A 22,218-nucleotide genomic window follows, 5' to 3' on the forward strand; every position below is an offset into this window, starting at 1 on the left:
GACCTTGATAAACTACCTCTTTGAAATCATCGCCTTTTTGTAGACATCCAAATGATCTAGAGCAATGCCAGTTCCCTTCACAACACAAAGCAAAGGCTCATCAGCCAACTGGGCTTTGACACCAGTGCGACGAAAGACAAGTTCAGGAAGGTTGCGTAACATAGAGGAACCGCCAGTCATTGTAATACCTTGATCAATGATGTCTGATGCCAATTCTGGAGGAGTCTCTTGAAGAACATCGCGAACAGCCTTGATCATTTCTCGTAAAGGTGTTGCTAGAGCTTTGACTATCTCATTAGTTTTGATCTCAACTGAACGTGGTAAACCAGAAATATAATCACGTCCTTTTACCATCATAGAAAGTTCTTGATCTAGAGGCACAGCTGAGCCAATAGTAATTTTTATAATTTCTGCCATGTGGTCACCAATAGCAAGATTGAAAGTCTTTTTAATATAATCGGTAATAGCAACATCCATCTTATTACCAGCACATTTGACTGAAGTTGAAGCGACGATGCCTCCAAGAGAAATAACAGCAACATCGGTAGTACCACCACCAATATCTACAACCATATGACCTTTTGCTTCTTGGATCGGTATGCCAGCACCGATAGCAGCCAAAACTGGTTCCTTTACAACATAAGCATTCTTGGCACCAGCACGGATGGCGGCTTCTATGACAGCGCGTCTCTCGGTGGAACTGATACTAGCCGGAACAGAGACGATCACATCTGGTCTAAATAAAGAAAATTTTCCAAGAGATTTATCAATAAAATATCGCAACATTGCTTCAGTTATGTGGTAATCGGCAATGACTCCATCTCTCATTGGCCTATAAGCGATGATGTCGTCTGGAGTTCTACCGATCATTTCTTTGGCTTCATTGCCAACTGCCAAAACTCTTTTGTCTATCTGAGAAACAGCGACTACCGAAGGTTCGTTCATGACTATGCCTTTACCAGGCAAAAAGACCAAAGTATTAGCCGTACCTAGATCAATTCCCAATTTCGGAGAAAAAATACTCATAGGGCTGATGTTAGCACAAAATAAATTTCCCGCTAGGTCGGACCTAGCGGGAAATGAGATGTTAATTTACAAGTACGGCTGATAAGGAATTTCTTCCATACCAACTTCTTTTGACTTCGCGAAGACCTGAACTCCAAGTAGAATCAGACCACCACAACACAAGGACATGACTTAGACCTTCTGGACTACGAAGGATAGTTCCATCAAAAGTTATAAGTGTAACTTCATCATTAGTTTCTTTTTTCCATTGAGATGGAATAAATTGCTGATTCTCTAAAAGAGTTTGGAGGATTTTAATATCAAGACAAATATAATTATATTTCTTAAGACGATAAAACCTAGCATTACCCCTAATGACGTTTCCATCTACTAACACTAATTTAACCTTACTAACGTCAATTTCCTTTAAAACTATCGAGTGAGAATTTTGTTCTTCTTCACCATCTAGACCATCGCCGTCCAGCGGACCTTTCCAGATGGTCCACCCTTTTTGGGTGTAATACGTAGATCCAGACTTAACAGAAAATCTATTGGGATCAAATGGTTTAGAACGATCAATAGTGAGAATTCTCGGCTCAACAAAAGGAAGTCTGGCGCCATTATTGAGGAAATCGGTAAACTGTTTCGCCGCTTCAACCGAATTACGAATTAGCTGTTCCTGCAGATTAGCTCTTTCAAATTGAACCTTAGTCCAATCTACATTTGTCGCCAACGTAGCCATTATCTGATGAGACTGTTTAGTCGTCGTCATATTTTTCTCTTTCTAATTCTATTACGTTTCTCCTTCAACGATAGAAGGGTTTCGGTAATATTTCAAAGAACTACTTTGATAACAAAAATTTACATCTTAAATAAGATGCTGTCAACCTGATGTCACACATCCGGAAAATTACCTTCTAATATCCGCCCCCAAAGCTTTCAACTTCTCTTCCAACTTTTCGTATCCTCTATCTATAAGATGAATATTATTGACCTTAAATTTACCTTCACCAACGAGAGCGGCGAGCACGACAGCAAAGCCAGCACGAATATCGTGAGCATTTAATTCCTCATCATCTGGCAGTTGGCGAAGTAGCGTAGGACCTTTTACCAAAATTTCTCTTGGGTTCATAGAAATAATGTTTGCACCCATATTGATCAAATCCTCAACATATTTGAATCGTCCTTCAAAAATAGTTTCCAAGACACCACTCTCTCCTGAAACTTGAGTGAGATATGTAACCATCTGAGCTTGTAAGTCTGTAGGAAAACCGGGGTATTCTTGAGTCTTAACATTGAAAGGTTTGAAGGTAGAATTTTTCGCATAATTATTATAAATAATAATTTCTCCAACCTTTCCATCTTTACCAACCGTGGTTTTTATAGGCACACCAGAATCTTTCAAAACAGAAATGACTGACTCCAAATGTTCAGGGCAACAATTTTTTATGACCAAATCCTTTGCACACAAAGCTCCAAGAATTAGGAAACTACCAGCTTCAATACGATCTGGAATAGTAACGAAAGGTTTTTTTGGAGAAAGGAGTTTGCCGGCAGTTCCCTCTATCTCTAGAGTAGAAGTACCTATTCCTTTTATATTAGCACCGCATTCATTGAGCCACATAGCGACATTGCCTATCTCTGGCTCCATGGCACAATTTTTCAGAACAGTTTTGCCTTTTGCCAAAACGGCGGTCATCATCAAAGTCTCGGTAGCACCGACAGAAATCTTTTCAAAGAATATTTCTGTACCATTCAAAGACTTGGTCGTCTTCATATCATAGAGACAATTGGAATCATTGAGCGTCACACTTGCACCCATCTTCTCATAACCACTAGTGAAGAGGTCAATAGGTCTTGCACCGATGACACAACCACCCGGTGCTGGAAAAGTTACTTTATGAAAACGGGCGAGTAGTGGTCCAGTGAGAACAACTGAAGCTCGCATGGTCTTTGCTAGGCCAATGTCTATATCGGTAGATTTGAAGTTTGAAGCGTCAATCAAAAGAGTCTTGCTTCCGCTATCACCCTGCCAAGAAACAGAAGCTCCGAGTTTCTTCAAGACTTCGGTCATTGTATGGATATCGTCAGTATTTGGAATGTTATTCAAGACAACTGGACCATCGAAAAGTACCGATGCCACCATTGCTTTCAAGGCAGAATTCTTGGCGCCGTTTATTTCCACGGTGCCGTTGAGCTTTTTCTCCCCCGCCAGCCCTTCTATGATAAAAGATTCTTTTGTATTCATGCCCTGCTATTCTAAACTTTTTATGAGTATTTCACAAATTGAATAATTAATTAACCAACAAAAAATCTCGCACACCCAATGAGTATGCGAGATGAGACCAAGAGCCAAAGTGTCCAAGTTTCCAAGGACACACCCTAGATACAAGTACCCAAGGACTTAGAGACCTTTTTACGAACGCCGAGGAAGCGGCAGGAGGCAAGCCAGTCAAAGTCCCACCAACCGAGGTAGAGGACGCGCCTGGAATCATCCTCGCTGAGGCACGGAACGCGGCGGTGGCCATCGACCAAGCCAACGGAGCCCAGACCAACAATCGAAAGCTTTCGATGTTTTTTGGGATTATATTTCCCATACACAAGTAGATGCTCAATATTCGCAGGTTGCCAAGGATTAACCGTATCGTCGGCTCTAATACCATTAACAGCATCTTCCGACGAGATTGTTAGATCGAAGTGGAATATTTTAAATTCCCACTCATCCGCACCAGTACTCTTGATAGGAAAATTTTCCTTCGTAATATTAGAATTGACTGGGTAGTAATCACCAGCCTTGATCATCTCTTCAAGAGACAAAGTGCAATCCACAACATAAGTCACGATTATATCTTTAACAGCCTGAATCGTATCAGCCACCCAACAAGGTTCCTTACGAAGGAACTTTTTGAGCATTTCCCACCAGGTATCCGCCTCCTTACTTTTCAACTTCGCAAGGAGGTCTTTCAGGACACGAATCTCATGCTGAGATTCAGTATTCACGATCTGGTCGAGCTTCTCGAGCAGATAGTTTAACAACGTACCATTGAGTATGATTTTCATAGTCAACTTCCTTTCTTACCGACTCATAACAAGTCAGCTTTTTGTTTATGTTTTTGTTCGCAAATAGGTTGTAAAAGAACCCTATAATTGCTCATACAAGTATATACCATATTACGGTGTTTGTCAATAGTAATAATGAGAGACAACCCATGCTATAAATAACCCATGAACATCATCACCGTCATCCCACTATCACGTTCCAAGATAGCTGATGAGCTTCTATATTTCACTTCCTCAGATGTCCCAGTAGGTGCTATTGTCTCCGTACCATTACAGAGAAAAAGCATTTTCGCTATTGTCATCAAATCCGAACTAGGTGAAAAATTGAAAACCGACATCAAGAGAGCTTCCTTTGAGATTCGCAAAGTAGATAAGATAAAAGCAACCGCATTCTTCCCTGTTTCTTTCATAGAATCATGTAAGATTTTGGCAGAATATTATGCTACGACAGCAGGAGCTATCATAGACACAATGGTTTCTGATCTCATATTAGAAAACGCAAACAAGATCGCTCCGCCATTACCATCACAACCTAGCTTCTCTATTCCAGCCGACAAAGAGCAAAAAACATTCCAAAAAGGAAATGAGAAAATTTTGGCAGTGCAAGGTGATGATCCAGATAGGATGAGTTCATGGCGCAGTCTCATCAGACAAGAATTTGCTTTGAAAAAATCAATCGCTATATACGCACCAACTATTGAAGATTGCGAACGAGTATTTTCTGCAGTTGAAAAAGGTATTGAGGGTTACATCTTCAAACTTCATAGTGGTCTAACGAAAAAGAATGTTGCTGATACTTGGAAAGCTATAGCTGAAACCGAGCATCCCGTCGTCATCGTTTCAACTGGTTCATTTTCTATTTTGCCACGCAGTGATATACGAACTGTGATCATAGAAAAAGAAAATGGTCGTGGTTGGATATCACAAAAAGCTCCATATCTAGATATTCGTCACGCTCTTTCCATCATCGCCAAAGGAAACAAGCAGATAGTCTATTTAGCTGACAGTATGTTGCGCATAGAAACATTACACGCTGTGGAAAATGAAAGAATAGAAGAAGGTTCACCTTTCAAATGGCGTTCCATTTCTTCTGCTAGAGATATTCTAATAGATATGAGACCCCTTCCGTCAAATTCAAAACAAATAAGAAATCCAAATCTCTCAACCGATTCAACTTTCTCCACTAACATAGATTCAAGCGATTCTAATTCTTCAACGAAAGCACCCGAACCCCGATTCAAAATTCTTTCCACAGAATTGGAAGCTCTCATCAGACAAAATACCGAAGAAAATACCCAGCTCTTCATTTTCGCTGTACGCCGAGGTCTTGCTCCTCTCACTATCTGTGATGATTGTGGGAATATTGTAATGTGCAGACAATGCAAAGCAACCGTCGTACTACACACCTCACCAGAAACTGGTAAAAACTTCTTTATGTGTCACATTTGCGGAGACAGGAGAAGTGCTGATGAAAATTGTACATTCTGCGACAGTTGGCGTCTCACACCACTCGGTATTGGTATAGATAGAGTATATGAACAGATCAAAGCTGTTTTTCCAGATGTTGATATTATAAAAATAGATGCGGATTCAACCAAAACTGACAAACAAGTTCGCGAAGCTTTGGAAAAATTCAAATCAAAACCCGGCAATATTCTTCTAGGTACCGAGATGGCTATGCAAAATTATAATGATAAAGTTGACCACGTCGCTGTCGTCTCTCTGGATTCCCTTTTTAGTCTGCCAGATTTTCGCATCCAAGAAAAAATAATGTATACCCTAGTTCGTCTACGTGCCCAAGCAACACGCTCTATATTAGTCCAAACTCGCAAGTCTGAACAAAAAGTTTTTGAATTTGGTCTGAAAGGAAATCTAAGTGACTTTTACAGAGCGACTTTGGAAGAACGTAAACAGTTTGAATATCCTCCTTTTTCTATACTCGTAAAGATCACGATTGAAGGCAAGAAAGATGCTATCGCCAACGCCATGGCCGATGTTGCCAAATTCCTAGAACCCCATGAGATAGACATTTTCCCCGCTTTCACTTCAACTGTTCGTGGTAAATCTATCATTCACGGACTCGTGAAGATCGCTTCACATGCTTGGCCAGATCATGAATTAGCAAAAAAACTCAGGTCATTGCCACCAAATGTAGCGGTTAAAGTTAATCCTGAGAGTTTGTTATAATTCAAAACCTCATTTTGCAATCTATCATTTCTCTGTTATAGTTTCCCAATGAAAGACATCGTCCAAAGAGACAACCCAGTCTTACGAGAAACGGCAAAGAATGTGCCTTTGGCTGATATTGGCGGAGAAAAAATCGCTCAAATTATAAAGAATATGAGTGCCTCTATGGCATTACAAAAAGATGGTGTCGCTATCGCTGCCCCACAGATAGGTGTAAATCTCCGAATATTCGTTGTCTCTGGCAAACTACTCAAAGAAGCTGATAAGTCATTCAAAGGTGACGGCGTTACCGACCTAGTCTTCATCAATCCTGAAATAATAAAACTCTCCAAAGAAAAGAAAGATGTTGAAGAAGGTTGCCTATCAGTCCGTTGGTTGTATGGCAAAGTCCGTAGAGCTGTCCGCACCACCATCACCGCCTACAATGAAAAAGGAGAAAAGATAGAGCGTGGTGCCAGTGGAGTTTTGGCTCAAGTGTTCCAACACGAGATTGACCATTTGAATGGAGTTCTCTTTATAGATAAAGCAAAGGAAGTTTGGGAGATGACGGAGGAGGAGATAGCAGAGATGCAGAGGAAGTAAGGACATGTTGTCATTCCCGCTTTTTATGTCATTCCCGCGAAGGCGGGAATCCAGGATAATACCACAATAAATAGCATGTATTTAAAAACCATTTAACAAACTTTCCATTCGTAATAATCCTGGATTCCCGCCTTCGCGGGAATGACAAAACAAAAAACTATGCCCACCCCCTTCTCCTTCTTCGGATCCTCACGTTTCTCGGTAATAGTTCTCGAGCAACTTTTTCGTAAAGGATTGATCCCTTCATACATCATAACAACGGTAGACAAACCAATTGGACGAAAACAAATCATAACAGCCAACGTGGTCAAACAATGGGCCAATGAAAAAAATATTCCTGTTTATGACCCAGCCAAATTGAATCAGGAATTCGTAGATCAATTGATTAAATTAAATAAAAATACGGACGGTTCAGAAAAATGTCCAGTTTTCCTAGTCGCTTCTTACGGCAAAATAATTCCAAAGGTAATAATAGACTTACCTTCAAGAAAAACCCTCAACATCCACCCTTCTCTATTACCAAAATATCGTGGACCTTCCCCATTACCTTCGGCAATGTTGGATGACGATAAAAAGACTGGTGTGACTATCATGAGAATAGATGAGGAGATGGACCACGGCCCAATCGTAGCAAAGAAAGAAGTTGTGGTAACCGAATGGCCTATTTATGAAAAATACGAAGCAATGATGGCGGACGAAGGAGCAAAATTATTTGCAGAAATATTACCAAAATGGATAGCGGGAGAAATCAAAGAGCAAGAACAGGATCATTCCATTGCTACATATACAAAAAAGATTACAAAAGAAGATGGGTTAATTGACCTCTCCGGTGACGCTTATACCAATTTTAGAAAAATCCAAGCCTACCACGAATGGCCAAAAGCGTATTTCTTCATGAAGCATACCGCCCGTTCGACCGGCTCAGGGCAAGACAAAGAAATCCGTGTAAAAATAACTGAGGCAAGTTTCAGTGATGGTCAATTGAAAATTCAGAAAGTAATTCCTGAGGGCGCAAAAGAGATGGCATACGAAGACTTCCTTCGTGGTTACAAAAATTGAGTAAAACTAAGTTTAAAAACTACTAAAAACAGTATCCCAAGATACATAAGATTCTCCTAGAATGTAAGCTTTTTCTGTAAAATAATACAGGACTACCCAAAAACAGAATAGAGAAATAAAAGCAATACAAAGCCATTGATTTACTGGCTGTCTCGCTTCTGACATACTAAAGAAATTCTTGTCCATTACAACTTTTTCAATTAAGCCTTATCACCCCAAGGCCATAGACCTTTTACAAAACCTTTCATCTTGGCACCACTCCTTCTGAGCAAAGAAACTTTTTTGCTTTTGACAACACGGAGTTCATTCATCATTTCTTCTTGAGCCATATCAATAGCGGTGTAGAGATCACTTCTCTCTGAACTAACATAAGCATTTTTACCAACGGCAACGATGTGAATTTCTGCTTTGAAAATCTCACCCTTCTGATGATGTTCGGTTGTCTTGGCTAGTTCCACATCACACAGAGCTGTAGGATCATTGCCGAGTAGTGAATTAAACTTTTGCAAACGCTTGTCGGCATATTCTGAAATAGCTGGAGTAAGAGTGATGTTGGTAACTTTTATGTTTATCTTCATGTCTTTGAATATTAACTATTGGTAAATATTAATCGCAATAATCGCACAGCACCAATCTCTTTCACACTCTTTCCTATTCCTGTATCAATTTTAGCATAATCAATCATTCTCTTCTACGGAAATAAGTTTGCTCCTAGAATGATGACCGTTGATGATCCTAACCAAAGTATTTGGATACATCTTCTGAACAAGTGCAATTATACGTTTGTTTGCCAAATTTTGTTTAGCTGGCTCTTTGACTGATATTTCAAAATGATCAGCCGAGATTTTCTTGATCTCTTCCTTATTAGCACCTGTAGTGGCTTTTACGTGGATGTACATTTTGATATGGCTTTTGATTTCAGTCGCTAGATGTGCTACATTTTCTCATGTAAGTACATTAAAAGAAACGTAGACGAAAGTCTATTAATACATTCCGGAGTAGCTCAGCGGTAGAGCGATCGCCTGTAGAGTATGCAGCTTTCTGTCGAAAGGCAGATCGAATAACGAGGTGAATTCGGGGAAACCCCAAACGTAATTGTGGGCAATCCCGAGCCGAGCCCGCCAAATGGTGGGAAGGTGTAGAGACTATCCAATTTTGGAGTAGCTTGAATTATTTATATAATAATTCTTGCGAAGCCCCTCGTCCCTAAACTGTGGCATTGCCACGATATGGGAATGATATAGTCCGTACCATTAGTAATAATGGATTAAACGTAAGCGATTGGTCACAGGTTCGAATCCTGTCTCCGGAGCAAAGCTGGATGAAGGGGCGTAATAACGCCCTTTTGTCCTTTCTGGACAAGGGTTTTCTGTGGTTCGAAAAGCTTTTCTGAGTCAATCTTCTCTTGAACACGTTTAGCAATCATCTCCACCGATTTCTCCAATGTATAGCTCACTTTTTCGTTGTTAATGACTAAGTTCGAAAAAATCTTCTTCAGAATCATTCGACGTTCCATTGGATTTCTTTTTTCATAAATCTCTCGGGACCTTCGAGCTATGTCAATAATATCAATGTATCGTTCGAAATATTTAACCTCATCATTCTTGAGTCTCGCAATTTGTGATTGGATTCCTTCCTGTTCAGACATTATCTCCGCTTGTTTTGACTCCCAGCGGTCCCTAGTAATCTTCTCGTCTAAGTGATCATCATAAAGTATGTCCAATCGCTTCTGTAGGCTGTTATAGCGTTCCTGAAGAGCTTTTAACATATTCTCCTTGTATTCAGATTCGCCTTTATGATCATCACGGATCTTTTGATATAGTTGCTCAGCTTCGACAGGTGTAATTGCCTCAAATATTCTAAATACAGACAAGATCGAGTTCTCAATTTCTTCTTCTCGAGTCGAATACCTCTGTGAGCAAGTCTTGTAGTGCTTACATGAGTAATAAATATGACCTTTCTGGACCTCCCCGTAGATTGTACTGCCACATTCTCCACAATGAATCATCTTAGAGAATATATGCTGACGCCTCTTATAATGTGGCGCACCGTCCCGGACCAAAGCTGTTTGCACTGAGTCAAACAGTTCCTTAGATATTAACGGTTCCTGTTTTCCACCTCTATACAAGACTCCCTTCCAAATCATATCTCCATAGAAAAAAGGATCTTTTAGTATCTCATGTAAACAGGACTTACCAAGCTGACAACCATTTCTTGCTCGTAATCCCTCTGAGTATAGCTTGTCACTTAGGGCCATCAATGAATAATTGCCTGTAGCATAATATTCAAAAGCCTTTTTCATGAACGGTCCCCGGACCTCATCTATGACGTGTATTTTGTGACCCTTGTCGCCAATAGTCTTATATCCGAGTGGTGGCGTACATGGGAGCCAACCCTGAGCGATTTTCTCCTTCTGACCTTTCTTCACCTCTTCTGAGAGATTGTTGGTGTAGAAGCGTGCAATAGCTATCTTCATATCCCAGACCAGATTCTCGTGAGCACGGGTATTCTTGTTAACTACTGAATTCTCCTTCACAAAGTGCACTTCACGAGCTTCATCTTCCTGAATCCAGTCATTAACTATCGAAGCATCTTTCAAATTACGTGTTAGACGATCTATTTTCTCACAGAGGATAATATTCACATCATTCTTAACTGTATATTCCAACATCTCGTTAAACACAAGGCGTATTTGCTTGCCACTGGCTGATTCACTGATCCTAAAAACTTTTGATATTGTAAGGTTCCTTTTACCTGCATATTCCTTCAAGAGCTTTTCTTGTGCATCAAGAGAGTAACCGGTTTCCTCCTGTTCTCGAGATGATACACGTGCATATATGACGCAGTCGGTTTTCATTTGTTTAATTAATTATATATTATCTTAATTTACTAAAAATTTATTAGGCCTTAAATTTATTGTTAAGATATTTCTTACCGTAATTAAGAATATCTATATTTGTGTTGTTTATTTGTTTGCTATATGAAGTAGTTTTTGATATAGCACTACCACTGTTCTCGGCTTTTCTTGAAACAAGATTGGTACTATTCATGAAACTTAAAAGTAAAGCAACTAATTTTTCTTTATTAATATGAAAATGTCTTTTTGCGGGTATACCTTTTAATTTAACTTCAAGAATTCCTTTATTCTTACATATCCTAATCGCTGTATCTTGTTCATTTCTCGTTAATGCAGTCTCCATGTATAAATCATCCGCAGTTTTATATGTCCAATATTTATCTGCTCCCTTACCATCCCAAAAAAGAAGTTGACAAATTAGTATTCCAGCCTTAACACTTCCTAAAGCTCTAGCAATAATAGCATGATAGGCTACGATTTTATCACCTAACAAACCATAAATTACCCTCTGGTGTTTATTACTCATACGATTTTATGTTCCGGACCCAATACTGATACCTTAATGGTCGAAACTAAGGTGTCAGTATTGATCCCGGGGTTTTGTTTATCCTCATAATCAAACTCGGCGAGTAGATTAAATAACGACGCCAATCCGATAACGTCATTTTCTTGATTATTTAATTTTGAATTATTTTCGACCATTTGTGTATGATGGTGTGAACGATTTACTCACCATTGACGACCATCATACTAAAACAGCCATTTACGTTTAAAATAAAAATTAAATATGGCTTAACTAAGCCAATTATACAAAATAATCCAATACACACTTATTCTTACTCCTATAATATTTTATATTCTTTTCCGTTGATAAGTAGAACAGGTTTTGATACTATAATCACATATAAGAATACTGACGCCAGAAAGGCCCAGCTGGCGCGCGCCTTCATTAGAAGGAAGAGCGAATGGAGGAACTGCCGCCCTCCCAGATCTATCTAAAAAACTTCCTTCAATAAAGGAAGTTTTTTAGTTTAAAACCATTACTTTCTGTTCGACCAATTGGGTACAAACTTTAATACAACTAGCAGTACCCTCGGAAGGACTCGAACCTTCAACCTTGCCGATAGAAGCGACTTGCTCTGTCCATTGAGCTACGAAGGCATAACACCTAACAAAAAACCGCAAGAAAGCAACAACCAGTTGGGTTGTCAGCTATTGCGGTTTATCTTCTTCTCTTAATGGAATTCACTATGTTTATTATACTAACAGATAAGTATCCAATCCTCAAGAAAGATGCGCCCTCAGATTAAAGTTAATCTATACCATATTTTTGCTTCAATTTGAGCAACTCTAGTATCGCTAATATTAAATTTCTTACCCGTAACCTTTTGAGTATGTCTAATCCCGTCAATTACTCCATACCTATACTCAAAGATGGCTGTATGTCTATCATTTAAGTTTAAAAGTGGTTTATTATTACAATATTTCTGTATCTGCTTTTTCATTATATTTTTATATTTTTAACAAAAGGCATAATATTTTCATAAATATTTTCTGGTTTAATAATATACTCAAGATATTGATTGTCATCTGAAAATAAAACAAAATTGCACTGATTAAAAACATTTGTCGGTATAAGGAAAACATCATCTATCAATTCTTTTTTACCTAATGTAATACTAACAGCAAAAACTTTATCGTAACTCCTCTTTTCTTCTTCAATGACAAAGATCGTAGACTTCTTACCAGAATTGACTTCATATGAATTAACACTATAAGCAAGAGGAAACTTCTTTATTTTAGATTCAGCATCATCTACACTAAAACCCTCTTTCACAAGGAGTTCTCTCATCTCTCTCTCAACAAAATTCTGTGCTTTACGTATCATATAAATACCTTTTTTCCATCTCGAAGGTGTGGACCAAAAGAGACGATCTTGAGCCATCCAAAATATTTTCTCATCAATAACAGCCGGAAACGCTTTCGGAGCAATGGCCCACTCATTTCGTGGATTTTTTACCTTCTTCTGCTTTAATTTACCTGATGTCTTATTGTAAAGTCTTGTACCAGTATAAACTTCATTCCCTAAAATATGACTAACTTTTCCTTTACTCCATACCCCACCATTCGCAGAAGGAATACTCTTCTCATTTAAAATATCGACAATATCACTTGTGGTAAGCCACTTATTTACAAACATATCGAAAATATCTTTCACTACATCTGTAGTCTCGTCATTAAGGGGTGCAAATGTAACGCGTTGATTACTAATTTGTTTATGTTCACCTTTTTTAAGTTCACGTATAGGTTTTTTATTCTCATCCAGAAGAAGCCTTACCATACCATAGCAGGCTGTACCACCAGCAGAATAACCATCTTTTGAAATCTTCATGCAACCGTACCAAACTTTACCACTCAATTGTCGCGAGTATTGTGCGGCCATCCAACGTTCCATTGGCGTAATGATACTATCAGTTATCTCTTGCTCCTCTCTTGGAAATGGCTTACTTGTGTATAGAACTTTCTTACCATGTTGTTCGCAAAGATGTTCGTAATAAGCTGCTTCGTTTTGGTTTTGGAATCTACCCCAACGAGAAACATCATATACGAGTATGTAATCGAAGTGGGGTGCGTTTGGATTAAGCACCCAATCTTTCATAAGACTTTGAAAACCTGGACGGTTTGCCGTTAAACCACTTACACCCTCATCAGCAAGATGATCAATAATTTCTCCACCGAATTTTGTAGCAAAACGTGCATGATGATCTTTTTGGATAGGAACAGAATTTTCTTGTTTATCTTCAGCAGAATGACGGTTATACGTAATTCCTACCCATATTCGTTTTGATTGTAAAAATTGCATACTAGAGAATCTTCTTAAGTTCCGTGATTAAATTCTTTTCTTTTTCATCAAAAGGGATACCATTTTTCCTTTTCTTTTTTACTTCTTCTATAAGTTGTAATATGTGAAGAGAAAAATCCGATTGAATAGTGTCTCGATCAAGTTCAGCTACCGTTGCATCAGGGTCTGATAAAAATCTATAGATTTCGGCTTCATTGGCAGCGGCACGGGCAAATATCTTCTGTATCTTGCGAAAATCTTTAGCATTTTTAATAATACGATGCTTAACCTTTTCAAAGAGTATTTTAATTATATCCGGCGTCTCAAAGTTTCTTATCTTTCTCAATTTTGGCCACAATCTCACGAACTCCATCCGGTACACTTCCTTAAGATCATACTTAACCATAAGCTCAAGATAATCTAATTTTTGTTCTCTCAATTGAAGAGACGACGCAATAGTTGTCCTCGAGAGATTCAAAAGTTTTGAAAGTTCTTCATTACTCTTAAGTCCTAGCATTATCTTTGCTCTATGAAGGGAGTTTGATTTTTCCATAGGTTTCCACCCTTTTCGGTTATTCTGTTTTTCATATCGTCGTATTTCTAACTCTCCATCATCAAGATCTGGATAAATCTGACACATAGCTTTTTCTACACCCAGACCTTTTAAACAAAGATAACGACGATGCCCATCAATTATTAAGTAACGATTATCGTCTTTCTGGGTAACCATTATCGGTTCTTGAAGTCCAAATTGCTTAAGAGAACTAGTAAGCTTTTCTTGTTCTGATGGATTACCATATTCTTTTCGTGGCTGATTACTATCTAATTCAATTTCTGAAATTAATACTTCCTTAAAGATTGTTGTATGTTTCCCTATCATAATAAATGGATGTTATATATTAAAATTAAATACGAGCCAAAAATTACCTAAAAGAGCCAAAAATTACCCGTTTTGAAAAAAGCTATCATACAAACAAATGATTGTAAAGATGTAAGACGGCACATTCAATCTTGTTGTATTGCTATTTAAAATTAAATATTGTAAATTATAAATAAGTCAATTTAACTATAAAAACATGAAAAAAGTCTTCATCACATTCTTTGCTTTTGCTTTACTATTTACTTTCAATAACGCCGAGGCTCGCACAACAAGAGTTAGTGGCTACTACAAGCCTTCTACTGGCACCTACGTAAGTTCGTACTACAAGACGTCACCAAACTCTACCAGGCTTGATAATTGGTCAACCAAGGGCAATTACAACCCATATACTGGAAAGAAAGGATACACTAGCCCTTACAAGTGGTAAATGCAGTAACATTAGACTGCATGAATACAAACTCAATACAAATAAGGAAACTGGACGGGAGCGATCTAGTGGAACTTCTAGTCAAGAACCACAAGCTGTCCCAAGCGGAAGCCGAAAAAGCCTATCAGACGTACTTGGAAAACGTACGTCCATATTACGACAATCCATCGACACTGGATGGACAAGCCGCAGCAATCGCCGCGTATCACTCGCAAAAGAATTAGAGCGACTATAAAAAAACGACTAAATCCTTAGAGCCTGAAGCATACGACGAAGATATCTATGGGATGCAAATACCCTCAAACCTGCTGATTAGCTCCCCTTCGTCACTTATCACATCTGGGACCGAGCACCATCTTCCAAAGATATGCCAGACGATATTTCCGGAGTCATTTCTAGTTTTTATGAACTTAGTCAGGCTGAATGCTATCCACTTACCATCGATTTCGTAGTAGCCACCTGATATATCTCCCGAATCTACGTAAATTATCTTATTCGTCTCCTCATCAGATAGGATTTTATTTCTGTGGACCCAAAATACTATTCCCGGACCTTCATCAATTTCAGATTTATAGGTTACATTTACATACTCCGTCGACAGGTGGCCACGTATACGAGCATCAAAAATACATTGCGGAATTGGACACCATGATGGAGCTTTGAAATCTTTGTTCATTTGATTACAGTTATTCGAAAACTATCCAAGAATAATCTAAGCTGATTTTCATCCTTTCGTAAATTAGACTTGTCTCAATCTATTTCTTTGCAAGGTTTTCTATGTGTAGAGCTTTTAATTGTTTAACCAGCTTATCATATTCCTCTTTATTAAACTCGAGTGGAGGATATATTATTAGTTTACCTATCATAGATGGAAAATTACGAACCTCATATCCATCGTTACCATCTGGCATTCGAATTGGTATTTCAGACACTCTAACTCCATCCATATTTTCTAAAAACCTTTTCCAAATTACTTTATCTTCTCTATGTACAACTTCTACATAGACACCGCAACAGGCACTTATCAAACATCTTCCGAGACATATTTCATAAAACCCATCTTTTTCTAGGCTTTTTTCAAATTCCTGAATGTTAAAAAATCGTCTCTGAGGATTGCCATCCAGCACAACTTCAAAAGCCCCGCTATTAGCAATGAGATCTTTAAACAAAACATCTTTATTTATTCTATATGATAATGTGTTCATTTTATTAAATACCCTTGATTTGTTCTTTGTTATTTTCCATGAGTATATGATTTCAATAAATTACTAATCATTCTACCAATACGTGTCCTCCCACGTATAAGTCTTGGCTTTTTCGTCCCCGCATAGAGTTTATATAGTTCAAGAAGAACCCCATCAATGAACGCTCTGCTATGTTCAGTATCAACTTGCATTTTTTCAACATATTCATGCAAGAATGCCAACTTATCGACCGGCTTCTCTTTTTCTAGACAATCAAAGAAATGGAAACAAGTGCTTTGGACCCTATCTGCAACAGAGCCTTCGTACCACGCATTGGGTCTATAGCGTCCATATTTAATTTTATTGATGGTCATACTTACCAGCACATCAGTGAGGAAGCCGTGATATTTTTCGGTATTATCGTCAACATAACCGCACCAAAAACACGCTACACCCCGTTTGAATGGTATATATTGTTTAGAGCATTTCGGGCATGCGTATTCAGCTTTGATGTGGAAGGTCATATAATTTATCGTTAACGAATGATATGTCTCATCTTAGTAATCTATTCGATACTACAAATATAATCATACTATATAAAACATGTTGAATAATGCTTTAGTAAAAAGATAATACCCAAAAATTTCAATTAGAATGTTAAATATCCAAAAAATCGGACTCAAATTTTTTTCTATCCTATATTGAATAAACATTAACATTGCAGCAACGGCCCCACTTAATGCAAATCCGATCGGAAGATAGAAAATTGATCTAATACTCAAAAAAGTAATACCGGTTGTCCAGAATAGGATTATAGAATAAATAATAAAATATACAATTGCACGATAATATGAATAGTATCTGGTTTCGTATTCGTACATATTTGGCATTTAATTATTTAACCACCTAGATACTCCTCCACGGTGTGAGCATGAATTGCTTTGGTTCAAACCAAAGCTGAATGTACCATCTCTGCATTGTGCAGTTGATCTTATTGAAATACTTCTGGGTGGATCTGCATACCCATGCATCAAAGCTAATGGGTCATTATAGTAACCTCTCACATGGGTTATACCTTGTTGTGTTGATATTTCATTAGTTGACCAACCACCACCTAAAGCAAATATAATAACAGATACTAATAGTAAAAATGTTGGTAACACTGCAACAATCCAAACTATTATCTTCATGTTTCTAAAAAACCTTTTTGATTTATTGACACGAAACTTTTTCATTTGTCTTCGAAGAAGCCACGCAGAGAATACGATCCAAAAAATGCCCCCGACTAAAGTCATTGAACCATTTGCACTAGGTACTAATAAGATCAGTTCCTTGACTAGCACCATCGTGAACAGAGATAGCAACAAAATAGCGATTGTGACGAAAATCCAGTCTCGCAGAGTCAACTTGAACGTTCCTAGATCCAGAGCATCAATGATTTTTTCATCGGGACCAAGAGTATTAGATGTGTTATTGCTCATAAATTTGTTTAATTATTATCTAGAAATTGATTTTTATATTACTTTTAAGTACATTTTCAAAGCTTCACTCATTACCAAGTTAACCTTAAGAAAGACAGAAATCTATAACAAATCGAAACATATCTTTTTAGAATAATTACAGATCCACAGACTCGATCATTATTTAAGTTCAAATCGGTTGCAATAGGCTTAAGCTGATTTTCAATTTTCTTCATATATTCAACATAAGCATTACCGTAGTGATTGATATTGTATACAGAGATATTAAACCACTTAAGCTCTTTCTCCATTCTTCCTATTACCAATTCAAAATCATCAGTATAATTAACTTGATGAAAAATCAACAACCAATAACCATCTTCTTGTGATATTTTTTGGTTTAGATTTTTATCAAGATAACCAAGATACCTCTTAAAATAAGAGAGTTCTTTTTTTGTTTATATAAAGTTTTATTTAATTCTGCAATTTTCTTAAGAAGTTTTACTTTATTATCTTTATGTATAGATAAGATATTTTTAATATAGCCATAAGCAAAAGAGAAATTATCATCCGAAAGATATCCGTAAGTGGTTGTCTGTGTAGTTGTTTGACTAGACAAATATTCGTGGTCAATAAAAGTTTTCACAACCTTTCTTCCTACCATCATAATATCAGCGAACCCTAACATCATTGCTGTAATATCAGTATAAAATTCATTATCTTTTTCCTTGTGCAACAATGAATATAGGACGATATGTGATAATTCATGAGCCATCACAGTTATTAGTGTCGATGGATTCTCAATACAATTTTCACTTAGTCTAATGCTTATAGGAAAATTGATCATACTCGAAGTTCCGTAGAAAGGTAAGTTTGCAGGGATAGAGACCTGAGCTGTGATACCTCCTGTACCTCTACCTCTCCAATCAGTCTTTACAAGATGAGTGCTCCGGAATCCGTCGTTTGTATTTGGACTATATCCTTTTGGTACATACGACAAATTTACTTCAATTGGTAAACCTAGATATCCTGCAATTTCCTTTATAGCTTCTTTTATCTTTTTTGAAAGAATTAAAGATATAATTTTTTGGTGATCAACAAATTCCTTAACACCAATTGTACTTGAAAGATGATTTATTGCATTCTCTATGTATTTATTATCAACTTCTTCCATTTATAAATATAATTTAACTATTAAGCTAGAGAAGATTAATCCAAAAAAACTAAATATGTACTTATTACAAAACTTTCTTCCAATTTTTAATAAGCATTGAATTGAGCAGGGTCCATATAGCTCGTCTCAGCAGTACCACCAATCACGGGATTGAGTGTAATGGTAAACTTTGAGTATTTAACGTATTGACTGTCTTCCGTTGTTGTAATATCAAAAATATCATCAAATGACTGCGAGTTAGCACTTTTTACGAAGGTCTTATTTACTGTATCCCAGTCCACCCCTTGCATAAATGCAAGCAAATATTTTCCATCCGATATGTTTGTTATGGTGTAAGTGTTCTCAGCTCTGACGTAGACTGTGAAAATCGATGTGCCGTTGCGAAGCAATTTTGCTACAGCGTCATGGCTCGTTCCGTTTTTTATTAGGAGTTGACCATCACCATCCAGATAACTAGAAACCTTCTTAAACACATAACCATTATCAAGCGAATATGGGACGGTTAAACCTGCTTGCCTGTCCTTAAGAAATTGTTGATGTGCCGTCGTTGTTGAATTAAATACTTCGTCAGACTTGTTAAGCCATGTACAATAATCCGGTTCAAATAGGCTTATAAGGCCACCAGCGCTACATGAGGCTTTAATTTTAGCTTGGGTAGCTTTCATGGCGTCACACTTTGCTCTCGTGGTAGGGTCTAATTTGTCCGTAGGTGTGTCTATGTGAAGACACTCTACTTCCTTACCAAGTTGGTCAATTTTCGTTGTGTCGATATGTTGAATCGGAGTTATGAATGAAGGTAATGACGTTGGTTGTGGCAATGGCATTTTGGTTCCTCCGGTGTTTGAATCACTATCGCCAGAATAAGCCCAAGCAATAAAAATTATCACCGCAACGACTACGACACATTTATTAAAGATAGCTTTTTTAAGAAACCTTGTGGCCATAGCGGTATAGTCTTTTACCAGTCTGATTTTTGCTTCGTAACCTTTATAAAACTTGTCGCTCTCGACTGTTTCTTTTACAGCACTAAAATGATTAGATGCATTATTTGCTATGCTTTCCACTAAAGAAAGCAGGCAGTACGGACATTTAATCGCCTTATCATGAATCTCTTTTTTACAAAATGGGCATTTTTTCATGTTATTTGATTACACTTCCTAGTAAATTATCTGCTTGCAAGTTGAACATTTAACATCTTCGTATAGGTTTTTATTGACTGGCACCCTTAGTCGCTGGCCGCATTTTCTACAAATTACGATCTCTTTTTCTGCAAAGTACTTAATCTTTATAATTTTTATGAAAATAATTAGTCCTACTAGTGAAATCGGTATAGTAAACAATAAGATTTTTGGATCGCTAGCTCCTGTAAATATCTGAAATAAAATAAACGGTATAGCTAGATAAAGATAAAAATATGTTTTAAAAACATGAGCTCTATCCAGGTTGACCTTCTGTTTCTGATATTGAGTCTTGCTACTGTTATAAAATCCTAAAAAGAATCGATCTGTCTTACCTTCCCATAATCGATAAGAATCAAGTGGTATGATTGGAAGAAAAAATATAATAAACCACTCGGTGGCCACATATGAACCATCAGGTTTCTTATTACTCGCACCATAATATATGGTGCCTATACCATTGAATGAAGACATTTTAAATCATTTTACAAACACAAAAAGCCCACCACGGGTAGAGGCCGAAGCCCCTCATATCAGTTTCCCGATATGGCAGATTAAGGCGACCCCATGATGGGTTCTTTGTCCTTAATCTGACTAACTTTTCACCATGCCAGAAATCACTTATTTCTGGTTTAGGCTACTTATACATATTCAGTTGTATGTTTAGGATACCACTCTATTACGTCCATGCCAATATTCAGCTCTTTAACAATCGTGTAATGCATGTCTCCCTTCACCACATAATAGTGTATAATAAAGCTATGAAATACGCTTATCTATCCATAATAATTCTTTTAATAATCAGTGGTTTTTATTGGTTTCAGTTGCGACCAAGCCAAATTAAAAAACATTGTTTTTATACCAGTGCAACATTAAAAGAAAATTTATCGCCTCATGCCGATTTAACTTCTCCAGATAGCTTTAGTCTCGCCAGCGTAGAAGCACAATCCAATTACCATTCTTGTTTAACCTCGAATGGACTTTAAGGTTGAACTCGAAGAAAAAATGTGATGTAAGTCACTATCCACAGTTTTTTTATTTCTATTTGGTTGATATAATGTTGCTCAACATTCAATAGTGAATGTTGAAATTGACAACACATGCTCGCTTGCCTGAACAACAAGCACACAAGAGCGACCGGTTATCCCCGAGATTCCTTAGACGGGTACTCTAGCAGGGACAGTGATGTCCCATGCTAGCGTTCACTAGTAATGGGAACATCGGATTTATTTTCGAAGTTCTTGTTAAGAGTGCCGGTCTAAGGAATTTTTGCGTATTGTTTCGCCTCATCTGTACATCACGAATTGATGTGCGGATTCTGGCGGAATTAATACCGCAGAAGCAGAGTGTCGATAGCTCTTATCTGGCAGAAACGCCAGGAAGTTTGATTTTGCAATACCATGCAGAAAACAAACAAAAGTCAGATCTGCTTTCCGTCAAAAGACGGTCTCAAGTTGATCTGCAACGCCGTTGATAGGTACGGTGACGGACAGTTGTGGGAAACCATCTCTGGACGTTGGATTCCTATCGATATAGAAAATGCACCGGCTTTTACCAGTGCATTTTCAAGAAAATCCTGACGTGGTTTTTCTTACACAACCGCTCCCGCAAGGGAGCTTTTGTGTTTGAGTTATTATATTATAGACTACGAACGGCTTGTCAAGGAAGCATAAAACCTGTGTATAGCAATTTTATGATTAACAAATAATAAAAAGTCAAACTTAAAACTGCCCTATTGGCTTTAAATATGTACAAAAACGCGTCTCAAAATGTCACAATGGACTAAAGATTTTATTGGCATTATACTATTGGTTATGATCAATGAAATACAAACGGAAAAAGATTTCTCTGAACAACTTATTAAAGGAAAAATTACTGAGCTTGTCTTTGAACGAATGTTTCGTACGGTTGGACACTTTACTGTGATACCTTTCGGTTATGAAAATACTTTGCCCGAAATAGTCCAGTATCAACACTTGGCAAAATATCCTCAAGTCTTTGATACAATCAAAACAGCTCCCGACTTTGCAATTGTATCTCATGACAGAAGTGAGGTTTTTCTAGTTGAAGTCAAGTACCGAACAGGTCATACCGATAAAGCTATACTAGAGCTAGCAGGAGAAATTCAAAAGAAATGGAAACTTGTTAGATTGTTTCTTGCCACACCTTCTGGTTTCTATTTTGATTCCTGTAGTAACATCATTAAAAATGAAGGTAAAATATCCACTCTTGGACCACAATGGGTAAATGATGAGGTACAAAAGGAATACCTAGAACTATTAAATCAATTTATCATTAGACCTAACTAAAAATATCTACCGTT

Annotated in this window: 23 protein-coding genes and 1 tRNA gene; 5 read left to right on the plus strand and 19 right to left on the minus strand. The window is 37.5% G+C overall.

What is annotated here, in order from left to right:
* Nucleotides 1-12 precede the first annotated feature (12 nt).
* The 4 genes from WCS89_01990 to WCS89_02005 form a co-directional block, all read right to left on the minus strand.
* Nucleotides 13-1,026 carry a rod shape-determining protein gene (locus tag WCS89_01990; GenBank protein ID MFA6554256.1) on the minus strand — a complete coding sequence of 338 codons (1,014 nt, stop codon included), beginning with the start codon at nt 1,024-1,026 and terminating at the stop codon, nt 13-15.
* A gap of 61 nt (nt 1,027-1,087) precedes the next feature.
* Nucleotides 1,088-1,777, minus strand: coding sequence for a hypothetical protein (locus WCS89_01995; GenBank protein ID MFA6554257.1), 690 nt, complete (start codon nt 1,775-1,777; stop codon nt 1,088-1,090).
* Nucleotides 1,778-1,915: 138 nt separating this feature from the next.
* Nucleotides 1,916-3,253 carry a UDP-N-acetylglucosamine 1-carboxyvinyltransferase gene (gene murA, locus WCS89_02000; GenBank protein ID MFA6554258.1) on the minus strand — a complete coding sequence of 446 codons (1,338 nt, stop codon included), beginning with the start codon at nt 3,251-3,253 and terminating at the stop codon, nt 1,916-1,918.
* A gap of 134 nt (nt 3,254-3,387) precedes the next feature.
* Nucleotides 3,388-4,065, minus strand: a complete 678-nt coding sequence (locus WCS89_02005) for a hypothetical protein (protein ID MFA6554259.1) — start codon at nt 4,063-4,065, stop codon at nt 3,388-3,390.
* Between the two features lie 165 nt (nt 4,066-4,230).
* Between WCS89_02005 and WCS89_02010 the strand changes: the two genes are divergently transcribed.
* From WCS89_02010 to fmt, 3 genes are all read left to right on the plus strand, one after another.
* Nucleotides 4,231-6,252, plus strand: a complete 2,022-nt coding sequence (locus WCS89_02010; protein ID MFA6554260.1) for a hypothetical protein — start codon at nt 4,231-4,233, stop codon at nt 6,250-6,252.
* A 48-nt stretch (nt 6,253-6,300) separates the two neighbouring features.
* Complete coding sequence (gene def, locus WCS89_02015; GenBank protein ID MFA6554261.1) at nt 6,301-6,834, plus strand: peptide deformylase; 534 nt, start codon at nt 6,301-6,303, stop codon at nt 6,832-6,834.
* A gap of 141 nt (nt 6,835-6,975) precedes the next feature.
* Complete coding sequence (gene fmt / locus WCS89_02020) at nt 6,976-7,893, plus strand: methionyl-tRNA formyltransferase (protein ID MFA6554262.1); 918 nt, start codon at nt 6,976-6,978, stop codon at nt 7,891-7,893.
* Between the two features lie 12 nt (nt 7,894-7,905).
* On the opposite strand, the gene WCS89_02025 is transcribed toward fmt, so the two are convergent.
* From WCS89_02025 to WCS89_02060, 8 genes are all read right to left on the minus strand, one after another.
* Complete coding sequence (locus WCS89_02025) at nt 7,906-8,079, minus strand: hypothetical protein (protein MFA6554263.1); 174 nt, start codon at nt 8,077-8,079, stop codon at nt 7,906-7,908.
* Between the two features lie 14 nt (nt 8,080-8,093).
* Nucleotides 8,094-8,471 carry a ribosome-associated translation inhibitor RaiA gene (raiA, locus tag WCS89_02030; protein MFA6554264.1) on the minus strand — a complete coding sequence of 126 codons (378 nt, stop codon included), beginning with the start codon at nt 8,469-8,471 and terminating at the stop codon, nt 8,094-8,096.
* A gap of 99 nt (nt 8,472-8,570) precedes the next feature.
* Nucleotides 8,571-8,792: a DUF167 domain-containing protein gene (locus WCS89_02035; GenBank protein MFA6554265.1), complete on the minus strand. Its 222-nt coding sequence runs from the start codon at nt 8,790-8,792 to the stop codon at nt 8,571-8,573.
* 386 nt (nt 8,793-9,178) lie between these two features.
* Complete coding sequence (locus WCS89_02040) at nt 9,179-10,750, minus strand: recombinase family protein (protein MFA6554266.1); 1,572 nt, start codon at nt 10,748-10,750, stop codon at nt 9,179-9,181.
* A gap of 43 nt (nt 10,751-10,793) precedes the next feature.
* Nucleotides 10,794-11,276 (minus strand): hypothetical protein, encoded by a 483-nt coding sequence (locus tag WCS89_02045; GenBank protein MFA6554267.1) that lies wholly within the window; start codon nt 11,274-11,276, stop codon nt 10,794-10,796.
* 562 nt (nt 11,277-11,838) lie between these two features.
* Nucleotides 11,839-11,911: transfer RNA gene (locus tag WCS89_02050), tRNA-Arg, on the minus strand.
* Nucleotides 11,912-12,254: 343 nt separating this feature from the next.
* On the minus strand, nt 12,255-13,613 hold the full coding sequence (locus WCS89_02055; GenBank protein MFA6554268.1) for a recombinase family protein: 1,359 nt from the start codon (nt 13,611-13,613) through the stop codon (nt 12,255-12,257).
* Nucleotide 13,614: 1 nt separating this feature from the next.
* On the minus strand, nt 13,615-14,472 hold the full coding sequence (locus WCS89_02060; GenBank protein ID MFA6554269.1) for a ParB N-terminal domain-containing protein: 858 nt from the start codon (nt 14,470-14,472) through the stop codon (nt 13,615-13,617).
* A gap of 196 nt (nt 14,473-14,668) precedes the next feature.
* Here WCS89_02060 and WCS89_02065 point away from each other — a divergent pair, with 196 nt between their 5' ends.
* The gene (locus WCS89_02065) at nt 14,669-14,899 is read left to right on the plus strand and encodes a hypothetical protein (GenBank protein ID MFA6554270.1); all 231 of its coding nucleotides are present in this window, start codon (nt 14,669-14,671) and stop codon (nt 14,897-14,899) included.
* 280 nt (nt 14,900-15,179) lie between these two features.
* Here WCS89_02065 and WCS89_02070 read toward each other — a convergent pair whose 3' ends face one another.
* The 7 genes from WCS89_02070 to WCS89_02100 all read right to left on the minus strand — a co-directional run bounded on the left by WCS89_02070 (nt 15,180) and on the right by WCS89_02100 (nt 20,369).
* Nucleotides 15,180-15,575, minus strand: coding sequence for a hypothetical protein (locus tag WCS89_02070; GenBank protein MFA6554271.1), 396 nt, complete (start codon nt 15,573-15,575; stop codon nt 15,180-15,182).
* Nucleotides 15,576-15,654: 79 nt separating this feature from the next.
* Nucleotides 15,655-16,104 (minus strand): hypothetical protein, encoded by a 450-nt coding sequence (locus WCS89_02075; protein ID MFA6554272.1) that lies wholly within the window; start codon nt 16,102-16,104, stop codon nt 15,655-15,657.
* A 29-nt stretch (nt 16,105-16,133) separates the two neighbouring features.
* Nucleotides 16,134-16,607: a hypothetical protein gene (locus tag WCS89_02080; GenBank protein ID MFA6554273.1), complete on the minus strand. Its 474-nt coding sequence runs from the start codon at nt 16,605-16,607 to the stop codon at nt 16,134-16,136.
* 366 nt (nt 16,608-16,973) lie between these two features.
* Nucleotides 16,974-17,564 (minus strand): DUF3761 domain-containing protein, encoded by a 591-nt coding sequence (locus WCS89_02085; GenBank protein ID MFA6554274.1) that lies wholly within the window; start codon nt 17,562-17,564, stop codon nt 16,974-16,976.
* Between the two features lie 379 nt (nt 17,565-17,943).
* On the minus strand, nt 17,944-18,717 hold the full coding sequence (locus tag WCS89_02090; GenBank protein MFA6554275.1) for a hypothetical protein: 774 nt from the start codon (nt 18,715-18,717) through the stop codon (nt 17,944-17,946).
* An 86-nt stretch (nt 18,718-18,803) separates the two neighbouring features.
* A complete protein-coding gene (locus WCS89_02095; GenBank protein ID MFA6554276.1) occupies nt 18,804-19,856 on the minus strand; it encodes a hypothetical protein in 1,053 nt (350 codons plus the stop codon).
* A gap of 18 nt (nt 19,857-19,874) precedes the next feature.
* Nucleotides 19,875-20,369, minus strand: a complete 495-nt coding sequence (locus tag WCS89_02100; protein ID MFA6554277.1) for a hypothetical protein — start codon at nt 20,367-20,369, stop codon at nt 19,875-19,877.
* 1,340 nt (nt 20,370-21,709) lie between these two features.
* On the opposite strand from WCS89_02100, the gene WCS89_02105 reads away from it, so the two are divergent.
* Nucleotides 21,710-22,204 carry a hypothetical protein gene (locus tag WCS89_02105; protein MFA6554278.1) on the plus strand — a complete coding sequence of 165 codons (495 nt, stop codon included), beginning with the start codon at nt 21,710-21,712 and terminating at the stop codon, nt 22,202-22,204.
* Nucleotides 22,205-22,218: the final 14 nt, after the last annotated feature.

Source organism: Candidatus Paceibacterota bacterium (genome assembly GCA_041666915.1).
Classification (GTDB): Bacteria; Patescibacteriota; Minisyncoccia; order Phycocordibacterales; family PALSA-1337; genus C7867-002.

What these genes read in the sequence shown, in the direction of transcription:
- fmt (MFA6554262.1), top strand. Translation starts at nt 6,976, where the DNA reads ATGACAAAACAAAAAACTATGCCCACCCCCTTCTCCTTCTTCGGATCC.
- WCS89_02080 (MFA6554273.1), bottom strand. Translation starts at nt 16,607, where the DNA reads ATGACCTTCCACATCAAAGCTGAATACGCATGCCCGAAATGCTCTAAA.
- WCS89_02105 (MFA6554278.1), top strand. Translation starts at nt 21,710, where the DNA reads ATGATCAATGAAATACAAACGGAAAAAGATTTCTCTGAACAACTTATT.
- WCS89_02055 (MFA6554268.1), bottom strand. Translation starts at nt 13,613, where the DNA reads ATGCAATTTTTACAATCAAAACGAATATGGGTAGGAATTACGTATAAC.
- WCS89_02085 (MFA6554274.1), bottom strand. Translation starts at nt 17,564, where the DNA reads ATGAGCAATAACACATCTAATACTCTTGGTCCCGATGAAAAAATCATT.
- WCS89_02045 (MFA6554267.1), bottom strand. Translation starts at nt 11,276, where the DNA reads ATGAGTAATAAACACCAGAGGGTAATTTATGGTTTGTTAGGTGATAAA.
- WCS89_02070 (MFA6554271.1), bottom strand. Translation starts at nt 15,575, where the DNA reads ATGAACAAAGATTTCAAAGCTCCATCATGGTGTCCAATTCCGCAATGT.
- WCS89_02025 (MFA6554263.1), bottom strand. Translation starts at nt 8,079, where the DNA reads ATGGACAAGAATTTCTTTAGTATGTCAGAAGCGAGACAGCCAGTAAAT.
- WCS89_02065 (MFA6554270.1), top strand. Translation starts at nt 14,669, where the DNA reads ATGAAAAAAGTCTTCATCACATTCTTTGCTTTTGCTTTACTATTTACT.
- WCS89_02090 (MFA6554275.1), bottom strand. Translation starts at nt 18,717, where the DNA reads ATGGAAGAAGTTGATAATAAATACATAGAGAATGCAATAAATCATCTT.
- WCS89_02035 (MFA6554265.1), bottom strand. Translation starts at nt 8,792, where the DNA reads ATGTACATCCACGTAAAAGCCACTACAGGTGCTAATAAGGAAGAGATC.
- WCS89_01990 (MFA6554256.1), bottom strand. Translation starts at nt 1,026, where the DNA reads ATGAGTATTTTTTCTCCGAAATTGGGAATTGATCTAGGTACGGCTAAT.
- WCS89_02075 (MFA6554272.1), bottom strand. Translation starts at nt 16,104, where the DNA reads ATGAACACATTATCATATAGAATAAATAAAGATGTTTTGTTTAAAGAT.
- raiA (MFA6554264.1), bottom strand. Translation starts at nt 8,471, where the DNA reads ATGAAGATAAACATAAAAGTTACCAACATCACTCTTACTCCAGCTATT.
- murA (MFA6554258.1), bottom strand. Translation starts at nt 3,253, where the DNA reads ATGAATACAAAAGAATCTTTTATCATAGAAGGGCTGGCGGGGGAGAAA.
- WCS89_02095 (MFA6554276.1), bottom strand. Translation starts at nt 19,856, where the DNA reads ATGAAAAAATGCCCATTTTGTAAAAAAGAGATTCATGATAAGGCGATT.
- def (MFA6554261.1), top strand. Translation starts at nt 6,301, where the DNA reads ATGAAAGACATCGTCCAAAGAGACAACCCAGTCTTACGAGAAACGGCA.
- WCS89_02060 (MFA6554269.1), bottom strand. Translation starts at nt 14,472, where the DNA reads ATGATAGGGAAACATACAACAATCTTTAAGGAAGTATTAATTTCAGAA.
- WCS89_02010 (MFA6554260.1), top strand. Translation starts at nt 4,231, where the DNA reads ATGAACATCATCACCGTCATCCCACTATCACGTTCCAAGATAGCTGAT.
- WCS89_02100 (MFA6554277.1), bottom strand. Translation starts at nt 20,369, where the DNA reads ATGTCTTCATTCAATGGTATAGGCACCATATATTATGGTGCGAGTAAT.
- WCS89_02005 (MFA6554259.1), bottom strand. Translation starts at nt 4,065, where the DNA reads ATGAAAATCATACTCAATGGTACGTTGTTAAACTATCTGCTCGAGAAG.
- WCS89_02040 (MFA6554266.1), bottom strand. Translation starts at nt 10,750, where the DNA reads ATGAAAACCGACTGCGTCATATATGCACGTGTATCATCTCGAGAACAG.
- WCS89_01995 (MFA6554257.1), bottom strand. Translation starts at nt 1,777, where the DNA reads ATGACGACGACTAAACAGTCTCATCAGATAATGGCTACGTTGGCGACA.